The organism is Aeromonas sp. 602658, assembly GCF_049173005.1.
Lineage (GTDB): Bacteria > Pseudomonadota > Gammaproteobacteria > Enterobacterales > Aeromonadaceae > Aeromonas > Aeromonas veronii_A.
In genome coordinates, this window is sequence record NZ_JAAKRF010000058.1 from 1 (window position 1) to 10,507 (window position 10,507).

The following is a 10,507-nucleotide window of genomic DNA, read 5'->3' on the forward strand; positions in this document are numbered from 1 at the left end:
GTAGCGCCGATGGTAGTGTGGCATTCGCCATGCGAGAGTAGGACACTGCCAGGCACCCAATACAAGAAACCCCGCTCATCGAGCGGGGTTTTTTATTACCTGAAACTCAGAAGGTAGCCTGATTTTTGACCGGCCCTATCTCCTTTCCTCTGTTCTTATTGTTACTCGGCGCTGCTTTCTGGTTCTACAAATAGCCTGATGTTCCGCTTGGTACTCTTGAACCGCTGTCGCTCTGTATGGCGGCTCTGGCGTAGTAATGACCCACGAATCCTATGCTCGCCTGTACGCCACGATCTCTTGCTTGCGATCTTTCCTGGGCATCTGCGTCCTGTGTTAGCTGAAGTCTTTCTTTTTGAGCCCTCTGCTTGTCCATGATTTTGTTAGTCGCCCACTGACGTTATGCCAGAGAGTGTGTTGGCTGTGCTAACACGTAGGCGCAGTGGTTGCTGCTTTGGGTCCTTGTTGTTTGGGGTAATAAGGAATTGGGAAGGGATTCGCACAGGAATGCAGAGGTTCGATATTGATAGGTGATCTTGTGGCAGCTGTTGAGCCCGCAGGTGAGAAGCTCAAGAAAGGAGTTGAAGAAGACTAATGTGTTGAGATCTATGAGGAGTGGCAAATCGCAGGCAAATAAAAAGCCCACGCAATATGGTTGCATGGGCTCGGTATGAATGGCGGAGGAGGTGGGATTTGAACCCACGGATGGTCGCCCATCGCCGGTTTTCAAGACCGGTGCATTCAGCCGCTCTGCCACCCCTCCGCAGCAGTGCGGCGAATATTACCATGCTGATCCGGCTTGTAAATCCCCGTCCGGTTCGATTGCTGGTTAATTGCACGAAACGACATGAAAAAGTGGCAATCAGGGTGCATCAAGCGCTTTTTTGGCCAGATAACTTGACTTGAAAACAGAGTCAACCACTATAGTGGCCTCTATCATATCCTCTGCAAGATAACGTTATGACTATTAAAAATGCCCTGTTTTGCGCGCTGGCTGGCGTGACCCTGCTGGCGACGCCGGTACATGCAAGCGAGCTGACCAAAAGCGATGTCGAGCAAATCGTTCGCGACTATCTGGTCAAGAATCCCGAGATCCTGGTCGAGATGTCCAATGCCCTGCGTGCCAAGCAAGAGAGCCAGCAGGCCGAGAGTGACAAGGCGCTGATCAAGGCTCACTCCAAGCAGCTTTATGCCAATCAGGATCCCGAGATGGGGAATCCGAAGGCGTCGCTGACCATTGTGGAGTTTTTCGATTACAACTGCGGTTACTGCAAACGGGCCCATCCGCTGGTCAAGCAGCTGATGGCGGAAGATAAAGATATCCGTTACATCTACAAGCAGTTCCCCATTCTGAGCGAGTCCTCCTACTTCGCAGCCCGTGCTGCGCTGGCGGTCCAGCTGGGTCAGCCTGACAAGTACCAAGCGTTCCACGAGAAGCTCTATACCCATCAGGGCCCGCTCGCTGATGAAGCACAGGTCAAGCAGTTGGCTGTGGCGGCCGGCGTTGACTGGAGTAAGGTGGAGGCCAAGATTAAGGATGGTAGTATTGACCAGAACCTAGGTACCAACCGTGCGCTGGCTGAAGCGCTCGGTATCTCCGGTACCCCAGCCTTCATCATCGGTGATCAGATCCTGCGCGGTGCCCCCCGTGATCTGGCCAGCCTGATGGGGTTTATCAAGGACGTGCGTGCCGGCAAGAGCATTCAATAAGCAGTTGTCATGGTCGAGGGCCCAGCGCCCCGGCCAGATACAGAAAGAGGGTCGGTATCACTACCGGCCCTCTTTTTTATTATGTCCTTTGGCACAAGTGGTCGTCGCGAAAGGACCATAACAACGTGCTCAGGACCCGGCCTGTTGGCCTCAGTAACAAGTATTAGCAGAGTCGTTCGGAGTCTATTGATAAATATTTCGCCTCGCCGAGGTGTGTCGTGAGCATTGCTTAATTCCGGTCAAGATTTTTTCTGCTGCTTGCCTTAGAATCGCCGCCCGTTGCAGGAGAAACCCCTATGTTAGTTGATATTTTACGGCTGGTTTTTATAGCCGGAGGCCTCGTATTTGTCTTCATGCTGGTGCAAGCCTGCTGGCGGAAGAAGCAGAGTGGATCCTTTGAGGCGACCCCCTTTTGGCCGGTGGCGTTGATCGGTGGGGTTGCCAACTTCCTCGATACCCTGGGGGTGGGCAGCTTTGCGGTAAAGACCGCCTGCTACAAGCAGTTCAAGCTGATCGATGATCGGGTGCTGCCGGGTACCCTCAATGGGCAGTGCGTGCTGCCGACCGTGACTCAGTCGCTGATCTTCGTCGGTGCAGTCGCAGTGGAGCCGCTGACGCTGATCAGCATGATGATGGCCGCCGCAGCGGGCGCTGCCTGGGGGGCTCGCCATGTGGCCTCGTTTGATCGGCAGACCATCCGGCTGGTGATGGCTATCTCCTTACTGGTCGTCGCAGGGCTTATCTTTGCCGGTCTGCTGGGGCTTTTCCCTGTAGGCGGCGATGCGATGGGGCTCAGCGGCTACAAGTTGGCGATCGCCCTGCTTGGCAACTTCATCTTCGGGGTATTGATGAATGTCGGTATCGGCCTGTTTGCCCCCTGCATGACGCTGGTTTATATGCTGGGGATGAACCCGCTGGCGGCGTTTCCCATCATGATGGGCTCCACCGCCGTGCTTAGCGTCTTCTCCGCAGGCACCTTTATCCGCAAAGGGGCGTTTGATGCCAAGGCGGTGCTGGCGGTAGCCATCTTTGGCCCCATCGGTGTGGTGCTGGCCGCCATGCTGGTCAAATCCATGGATATGGAGATGCTGAAGTGGTTGATTGCCTTTATCGTCATCTATACCTCCTGGACCATGTACGCTTCCTGGCGGGCGGCGCGTCGCTCCCCTGTGCAACTGGCGGTGGAGAGCGCAGGCTAGCCTGTACCAGTGCCGCTTCGGCCTTGGCCCCCAGATAGACATAGAGACCAAGCGCCAGCAGCAACCCCACCGCACACCCCATCACCCCGACCGCTGGCCAGAGCAGCTCGCTCTGGCCGAGCGAGCCTTTGAACAGCAGCAACAGCCCCTCGATGGAGACCGCGATCAGAATGGCGGCGATAAAGCGGGTGATGGTGCGGCGAATAGCGCTGTGGCGGAAGATATCCTTATGCAGCAGTACCTCCTCTTCCAGAATGGTCTTGCCCAGATCGAACACCGCCAGTGCCAGCGTCAGGAAGATGATGGCGCTAAAGGCGCCGAGCTGGTTCTGCTGCTCGCCGCACAGTAGCTGGTAGAGCTGCTCCAGCCCGTGCCAGATCAGGGTGGCGACGATGAGAAACAGCGCCATGCTGAGCACCACATAGACCGCCTTGAACCAGGGCATGGCGCGGCGGCGCTCCCTGTCCCCCATCAACCAGCCAATCAGCTGATTCAGACAGACGGTGATCTCCCGTCCTTGCCCCTGCACGATAAGGTGCAGCCGATTATGGGCGGCCGGTGCTGCAGGCTGGATGCACATCGGCCCCTGATAGTGGTCAATGCTGACCACAAAGGGATACCCCTTGAGCGAGGCAAGGGGAGCGCTGAGCAGCCCCTGCAGTAGCGGGGTCAGCTCCTCCTGATACTCCTGATAGCGCCGCAGCACATCGATGGGGCTCATCTCTGCCATATGGACCTCGGTGACGTGGGCTCTTGTGGTGAATGTGCAAATAGTGGGCCTGCTTTATGACAGGGATGGCGGGGTAAGTTGCACCAGAGAATGACAAATCGGTGGATGACGAGGGGGTAATGCACCAGAAATGGGCGTATTGCCGCCCTGTGTGGTGATGGAGTCTCTGTAATAGAAAAGGGCCCATGACGGGCCCTTTGCGACAACCAGCGGCGATTTAGCCAGCCAGCTTGGCGAAGCTGCGTTCGGCGGCGGCCAGGGTGTGTTCAATCTCCTTGTCACCGTGAGCCAGCGACAGGAAGCCTGCCTCGTAGGCGCTCGGCGCCAGATAGACACCCTCTTCCAGCATCAGGTGATAGAAGCGCTTGAAGCGTTCCATATCGCAGCGAGTGACCTGCTCGTAGCGGGTGATTTCGTTCTCTTCGGTGAAGAAGAAGCCGAACATGCCGCCCACATAGTTGATGGCGAGCGGGATGCCGTGCTTGGCTGCGGCCGCTTTCAGCCCTTCTGCAACCCGCGCTGTCTTGGCGCTCAGCTGCTCATAGAGACCCGGCTCCAGCAGCAGATCCAGCATGGTGAGACCGGCCGCCATGGCCACCGGGTTGCCGGAGAGAGTACCCGCTTGATAGACAGGGCCGGTCGGGGCGATGTGCTGCATCACCTTCTTCTTGCCGCCGAAGGCGCCAACAGGCATGCCGGCACCGATGATCTTGCCAAGGGTGGTGAGATCCGGATCGATGTTGTAGTGACCCTGGGCACCACGCAAGGAGACGCGGAAGCCAGTCATCACTTCGTCCAGGATCAGCAGGGCACCGAACTCGTCACAGATGGCGCGCAGCCCTTCCAGGAAGCCGGGGACCGGCGGGATGCAGTTCATGTTGCCTGCGACCGGCTCGACGATGATACAGGCGATCTCGCTGCCGTACTGAGTGAAGGCTTCACGCACCGAATCCAGATCGTTGAAGACGCTGGTCAGGGTGTGCTTGGCGAAATCGGCCGGAACGCCCGGGCTGTTGGGTTGACCCAGGGTCAGGGCGCCGGAACCGGCCTTGACCAGCAGGGAGTCGGCGTGGCCGTGGTAGCAGCCCTCGAATTTGACGATCTTGTCGCGGCCGGTGTAGCCACGGGCCAGACGGATGGCACTCATGGTGGCTTCGGTGCCGGAGTTGACCATCCGCACCTGCTCCATGGAGGGGACAATCTGGCGTACTTTCTCGGCCATCAGCACTTCGATCTCGGTCGGCGCACCGTAGCTCAGCCCCTTCTCAACGGCCTTGATGACGGCGGTTTTGATGGCCGGGTGGTTGTGACCCAGCAGCATGGGGCCCCAGGAGCCGATGTAATCCACGTAGGCCTGACCATCCACATCATAGAGATAGGCGCCATCGGCGTGATCGATGAAGCGGGGCGTGCCGCCGACCCCATTGAAGGCGCGGACCGGTGAGTTGACGCCACCCGGAATGGTCTGGCGGGCCTGTTCAAACAGCTGATCTGATTTTGACATGGATCATCCTTAATGGGATTTTGGTCGTCACACAAGGGATTGCAGCCGATTGAGACTCGGCAGGCCGGAGCATCAGGAGTATGCTTTGCGCTCTCGCCACCCGGACTCTCGGTCTGCTCCCGTGACAAAAATTTAACGGGCCGACTATAGCAGAAAGCCCCAGCCCTGGGCAGCCGAGCAACGCGCCGGGTGATCCTGATCTCAGCTAGCTGACGATATGGTTTTTCCAAGTTGGTGTAACAAGATGGCGCAACAAGCTCTCTCCTCTGAAGCCGATACCTCTTCGCGGGGGCCGCTTTCCCGCATTATCCGGCAAGACAAGATGCCCTTGCTGGTGCTGCTGCTGGCGGCGCTGGTCGGCACCCTGGCCGGACTGGTGTGCGGCCTGTTCGAATCTGGTGTCCACTGGCTGGCAGAACAACGTATCGCCTTGCTGGCAGACCGTCCCTGGTGGCAGCTCGGTCTGCTTGGCTTTGGCTTCAGCGCCTTGCTGGGATTTGTCGGTTACTTCCTCACTCATACCTTTGCCCCGGAAGCGGGTGGTTCCGGCATTCCCGAGATCGAGGGGGCGATGGACGATCTGCGCCCGGTGCGGTGGTGGCGAGTGTTGCCGGTCAAGTTCTTCGGTGGCATCTGTACCCTGAGCTCCGGTATGGTGCTGGGGCGGGAGGGGCCTTCGGTACAGATCGGCGGTAACCTCGGCAAGATGGTGGCGGATATCTTCCGGCTGCCCAAGGAGCATGGCCATGCCCTGTTGGCCGCCGGTGCGGCGGGCGGTCTGGCGGCAGCCTTCAATGCGCCGTTGGCAGGCATCCTGTTCGTGATGGAGGAGATGCGACCGCAATTTCGCTACTCTTTTCTGGCCATCAAGGCGGTGGGGATCTCCGCCATCATGGCGACCTTGATGTTGCAGAACATGAAAGGGCAGGGGGCGGTGATCACCTTGCCTCACTACGATGCGCCAGCCCTCAAGGCGCTCTGGCTGTTCCTCTTTATGGGGGCCACCTTCGGGGTGCTCGGTTTTGTCTTCAACAAGCTGGTGCTGGCCTGTCAGGATGGCTATCTGGCGCTGCACCAGAACAAGCGCCACCGTTTTGTGGCCATCGGTATGCTGGTTGCCGGTACTTTCGGCGTGCTGTCGCTGTTTGCCCCTGCGGTGACGGGGGGCGGCACCGAGCTTATTCCTCATCTGATGGGGGATGAGTATGCGATGGCGACCCTGTTCCTCATCTTCTCGGTGCGGCTGGTCGCGACCCTTATCTGCTTCTGCTCCGGTGCCCCGGGCGGGGTGTTTGCGCCAACCCTGGCATTGGGCACCCTGTTTGGCGTGGTGTTTGGCCATCTGTTTCATGCGGCGTTTCCGGAGCTTGGCATCGAGCCCGGCGCCTTTGCCATCGCCGGAATGGGGGCGCTGTTTGCTGCCACCGTGCGTGCCCCCATCACCGGTATCGTGCTGGTCACCGAGATGACCGACAACTATCAGCTGATCCTGCCGATGATGATTACCACGGTCGGGGCGACTCTGGTTGCCCAGTGGCTGGGTGGCCGACCCATCTATTCACAGATCCTGGAGCGAACTTTACGGCTCGCTGCGCGTCAAAAGCGGGGTGATGGCAGCGCCACGGCCAGTTAATTTTTCCCTTTATCGCCTTTGGCCCCGGTCAGATCGGTATAGTGAAGGGAGAGGCGCTGCCGTAAATGGCGTGATAACGGGATGAGGGGCTATGTCCAATCTATTGAAGTTATTGGTCGTGTTAGCCGTTGGCGGGCTCATCGGTTACTTTGTCGGTAACCGCCAGGAGCTGGCCCAGAGCAGTCTGTTGGTGGTGCAGCAGGAGACGCTGGATCGTCAGGGCAAGGCCATCGGCCAGCTCAAGACAGAGCTGGGGGTGAAAGATACCCAGCTGGCGACCCAGAAAGCGGCCTTCGAGCAGTTGCAGACCACCCTGAAGAGTCAGGAGGCGCAGGTGCAGGAGCTCAAGCGCCAGCTGGCCTTTTTCGAGCGGATCATGCGCCCCACCGGCGAACAGGTGGGTGTGGTGATCGACAACCTGACTCTGCAGGAGACCAGCATTCCCGGTCGTTACCACTACCGCCTCGCACTGACCCAGCCTGCCAAGAAGCGGGAGCTGTTTCGCGGTCAGGTGCAGATCCGGGTCGAGGGGAGCCTGGCCGACAAGCCGAAGACGCTGACCGGTCGCGACCTCGGAATGAAGGTGAGCGAGTGGCGTTATGCCCTGCGTTATTTCCAGCTGCTGGAAGGGAATTGGCAGTTGCCGGAAGGCTTTGTGCCGGATCGGATCCGTGTCACCATCAACAAGGATGGCAGGCAACCAGCGCAAGAGCTGCTGGTTGAGTGGGGCGAGGTGATCAAGCCGCTGGTCGCCACACCGCCTGCTCCGGTTCCCGCGGCCGGTTAAACGTGGTGAATACTTGAACTGAATGGTCGGGTATTGGATAATTTCGCGGTTTCCATGTTTGTGGATCTAATGGTTGTGAGGTCAGTAATGAGTGCAGTAGCAGAAGCCCCGCTGCCCATCCAGATGACGGATGCGGCGGCCAACAAGGTGAAGAACCTGATCACCGAGGAAGAGAATCCCGAGCTGAAGCTGCGGGTATACATCACGGGTGGGGGCTGCTCCGGTTTCCAGTATGGCTTTACCTTTGATGAGAAGATCAACGACGGGGACACCGTAGTCGAGAAGAATGGCGTCACCATGGTGATCGATCCCATGAGCCTGCAATATCTGGTAGGCGGCAGTGTGGATTACACCGAGGGTCTGGAAGGTTCACGCTTTACCGTGACCAACCCCAATGCCACCACGACCTGTGGCTGTGGCTCCAGCTTCTCCATCTGATCGGCGTATCGGTCTGATGAAACGGCTCTCGGCAACGAGGGCTGTTTTTGTTTGTGGTGATCAGTGTGCTCCATCAAACAGCATTTCTCTGAAACAACAAAGGCGCCTTGATGGCGCCTTTGTTGTTTGCAGGATGGCTTAGCGGGAGCTTGCCGCCGCGACCAGCGGGATCCGGTTCACCGCCTTGCCCATGTAGGCGAGGGTGATGGTCACAATGATGCAGGTGAAGCTCAGCCACATGTAGGGGAGGTAGTCGAGGGTGGCCACTCCCAGTACCCCGGCCATGAAGATGCCATTGTCGCTCCAGGGCACCATGCCGCAGGTGAGGGTGCCGCCAAACTCGGCGTTGCGAGAGAGGTTCTTGCGTGCCAGTCCCAGTCGGTCGTAGTTCTTGGCCATGATCTTGGGGGTCAGGATCAGCGACACATACATGGCTGAGCCGAACACGTTGGCCAGAAACGCGGTGCCGATGGTGTGGCTGGTCAGGCTGCCGACGCTATTGATGCGCTTCTCGAAGGCGCTGGCGATCACTTCCAGAATGCCAACCTTCTCCAGCAGGCCGCCAAACCCGAGACCGAAGATGATGACCGCGACCGAGCCCAGCATGGACTCCATGCCGCCGCGACCGAGAATGTTGTCGATAAAATCGATGCCGGAGGTGATGGCAAACGGACTATAAGCTGAGTGCATCGCTTTGACCGGATCCATGCCCTGGAAGGCGATGGCCCAGATCAGGCCCAGCAGGGCGCCGAAGCTGATCACCGGGAAGGCGGGCTTGCGGTTGGCCAGCAGACCCAGCACCAGCACCACGGGGACTATGGCCAGCGGGGTGATGTTGAACTGGTTGTCGAGAGCCTCCATCACCAGATTGACCTGCTCCAGGCTGACATTACCCGAATACTGCATGCCCACCACGGTGAACAGCACGGCGGTGATGACATAGGAGAGCAGGCTGATAGGCAGCATCCCCTTGATATGCTCCACCACGTCGACGTTGGACATGGTCGAAGCCAGCACTACTGAGTCGGAGAGCGGAGAGAGCTTGTCACCAAAATAGACGCCGGAGAGCACGGCACCGGCTACCAGCGGCGCAGGCACGCCGAGGCTGTGGCCGATCCCCATCATGGCGATACCGGCGGTGGCGGCAGAGCCCCAGGAGGTGCCGGTGGCCAGCGAGGTCAGGGAGCAGATGATCAGGGTCGCCAGCAGGAAGATGGACGGGTGAATCACCTTGAGGCCGAAGTAGATGATGCTGGGGACTATGCCACCGGCAATCCAGGTGCCGACCAGAGCACCGACGGAGACCAGGATCAGGATGGCCCCCATTCCCTTGGCAACGCCGTCAACGGCTGCCTGTTCCAGGGATTTGTAATCGTGGCCGAGTTTGATGCCAAGCCCCATGATGACGAACCAGGCGATGAACAACGCCAACTGGATCGGCAGATCGAGCACGCTGGTGAACGAGAATGCCAGGGCCAGGAAAATGGCCAGACAGGCAAACACCTGTGCCATGCCCGGTAGTCGGATGTGGTTTTGTTGGTTTTGCATAGATACTTCCTAAACTCTTGCTCGCCAAGGTCACTCCCTCTCGTCCTGTGGATACATCGATCCCGAGGAGGCAACCCAAAAAGAGGCCGCAATCTACCACAAACCCGGCGGGTTAAAGCCCCATCAAATTGGCAAAAATGCACATTTGATTGAAAAAATCACAAATTAGTTGATCTCATAACCCGTTTTTGAGCGGCCTGTTGACACAGGGGGCGCATACGAATCCTGCTTGTGACGCCACTTGCATCCCCAGTAGATGAAGATGATAATTATTATCAATTGTTGATTGGGGAGAAAACAATGCGCTGGATATTGCGGGGTATGATGTTGCTGGTGGCGGTGGCTGTACTCGCATGGGGTCAGGATAAAGAGTACGGCACCTGGAGTGCCGGTTTTCTGCTGGCTGCCTGGGTGATGCTGGAGCCCGGATTGCGGCCCGCCTTGATCTTGCTGCCAGTGGCCGGGTTGACCGGTATCGTTACCCTGCTCTGGCAGCAGCCCTGGTTATGAGCTTTTGACGGGAGCCTGCTTGATCTTCTGCTGTGCCACCTTGAGCGATTCGACCACCAGCTTTTCCATTTCGGTGCGCTTGGCGTCGGTCAGGAAGTAGATCATGTCGACATTGTGTCGAATATAGTGGGCCGGAAGCTGGTTGAGGGTGAGGCAGCAGAGGTCGGCCATCTGATCGCTGTTGAGCTTCTGCTGCAGCCCCTGTTTCTCAATCTCCTTGAGCACCAGATGTTCGTAAAAGTTGTGAATGTCGGTATCCAGTATCATATGCGTTCCTTGGCATGACGATGAGCGGGGAGTCGTCAAAGCATAGCCATAACAAGGAGTAAAAACAAAAGGCCCATCACTTTCGTGATGGGCCTTTTGCGTAATGAATGGTGCGAAGAGAGGGACTCGAACCCTCACATCCGTGGGACACTAACACCTGAAGCTAGCGCGTCTACCAATTCCG

At 58.1% G+C, this 10,507-nt stretch carries 10 protein-coding genes and 1 tRNA gene; 6 read left to right on the plus strand and 5 right to left on the minus strand.

Annotated elements, in window-relative coordinates; all coding sequences use genetic code 11:
* Positions 1 to 672: 672 nt before the first annotated feature.
* Positions 673 to 760, minus strand: a tRNA-Ser gene (locus G5253_RS20235).
* Positions 761 to 957: 197 nt separating this feature from the next.
* On the opposite strand from G5253_RS20235, the gene G5253_RS20240 reads away from it, so the two are divergent.
* Together G5253_RS20240 and G5253_RS20245 are read left to right on the plus strand one after the other, a co-directional pair.
* Positions 958 to 1,707, plus strand: a complete 750-nt coding sequence (locus G5253_RS20240) for a DsbA family protein (protein ID WP_216979577.1) — start codon at positions 958 to 960, stop codon at positions 1,705 to 1,707.
* Positions 1,708 to 2,003: 296 nt separating this feature from the next.
* Entirely contained in the window at positions 2,004 to 2,906 is a 903-nt protein-coding gene (locus tag G5253_RS20245; RefSeq protein ID WP_266135292.1) for a sulfite exporter TauE/SafE family protein, read from the plus strand.
* Here G5253_RS20245 and G5253_RS20250 read toward each other — a convergent pair.
* Both G5253_RS20250 and hemL read right to left on the minus strand, forming a co-directional pair.
* Positions 2,821 to 3,636 carry a hypothetical protein gene (locus G5253_RS20250; RefSeq protein WP_266135293.1) on the minus strand — a complete coding sequence of 272 codons (816 nt, stop codon included), beginning with the start codon at positions 3,634 to 3,636 and terminating at the stop codon, positions 2,821 to 2,823. The genes G5253_RS20245 and G5253_RS20250 overlap by 86 nt on opposite strands.
* A gap of 217 nt (positions 3,637 to 3,853) precedes the next feature.
* Positions 3,854 to 5,140, minus strand: coding sequence for a glutamate-1-semialdehyde 2,1-aminomutase (gene hemL, locus G5253_RS20255; protein ID WP_266135294.1), 1,287 nt, complete (start codon positions 5,138 to 5,140; stop codon positions 3,854 to 3,856).
* Between the two features lie 244 nt (positions 5,141 to 5,384).
* Here hemL and clcA point away from each other — a divergent pair, with 244 nt between their 5' ends.
* From clcA to erpA, 3 genes are all read left to right on the plus strand, one after another.
* Positions 5,385 to 6,773, plus strand: coding sequence for a H(+)/Cl(-) exchange transporter ClcA (clcA, locus tag G5253_RS20260; protein ID WP_033136489.1), 1,389 nt, complete (start codon positions 5,385 to 5,387; stop codon positions 6,771 to 6,773).
* A gap of 91 nt (positions 6,774 to 6,864) precedes the next feature.
* On the plus strand, positions 6,865 to 7,560 hold the full coding sequence (locus tag G5253_RS20265; RefSeq protein ID WP_213390412.1) for a DUF6776 family protein: 696 nt from the start codon (positions 6,865 to 6,867) through the stop codon (positions 7,558 to 7,560).
* A gap of 87 nt (positions 7,561 to 7,647) precedes the next feature.
* The gene (gene erpA / locus G5253_RS20270; RefSeq protein ID WP_005340225.1) at positions 7,648 to 7,998 is read left to right on the plus strand and encodes an iron-sulfur cluster insertion protein ErpA; all 351 of its coding nucleotides are present in this window, start codon (positions 7,648 to 7,650) and stop codon (positions 7,996 to 7,998) included.
* Positions 7,999 to 8,136: 138 nt separating this feature from the next.
* Here erpA and nhaC read toward each other — a convergent pair whose 3' ends face one another.
* Positions 8,137 to 9,546 (minus strand): Na+/H+ antiporter NhaC, encoded by a 1,410-nt coding sequence (gene nhaC, locus G5253_RS20275; RefSeq protein WP_005357819.1) that lies wholly within the window; start codon positions 9,544 to 9,546, stop codon positions 8,137 to 8,139.
* A 300-nt stretch (positions 9,547 to 9,846) separates the two neighbouring features.
* Here nhaC and G5253_RS20280 point away from each other — a divergent pair, with 300 nt between their 5' ends.
* The gene (locus G5253_RS20280) at positions 9,847 to 10,056 is read left to right on the plus strand and encodes a hypothetical protein (protein WP_005357820.1); all 210 of its coding nucleotides are present in this window, start codon (positions 9,847 to 9,849) and stop codon (positions 10,054 to 10,056) included.
* On the opposite strand, the gene G5253_RS20285 is transcribed toward G5253_RS20280, so the two are convergent.
* Positions 10,051 to 10,323, minus strand: a complete 273-nt coding sequence (locus tag G5253_RS20285) for a late competence development ComFB family protein (RefSeq protein WP_005343036.1) — start codon at positions 10,321 to 10,323, stop codon at positions 10,051 to 10,053. The genes G5253_RS20280 and G5253_RS20285 overlap by 6 nt on opposite strands.
* Positions 10,324 to 10,507 lie beyond the last annotated feature (184 nt).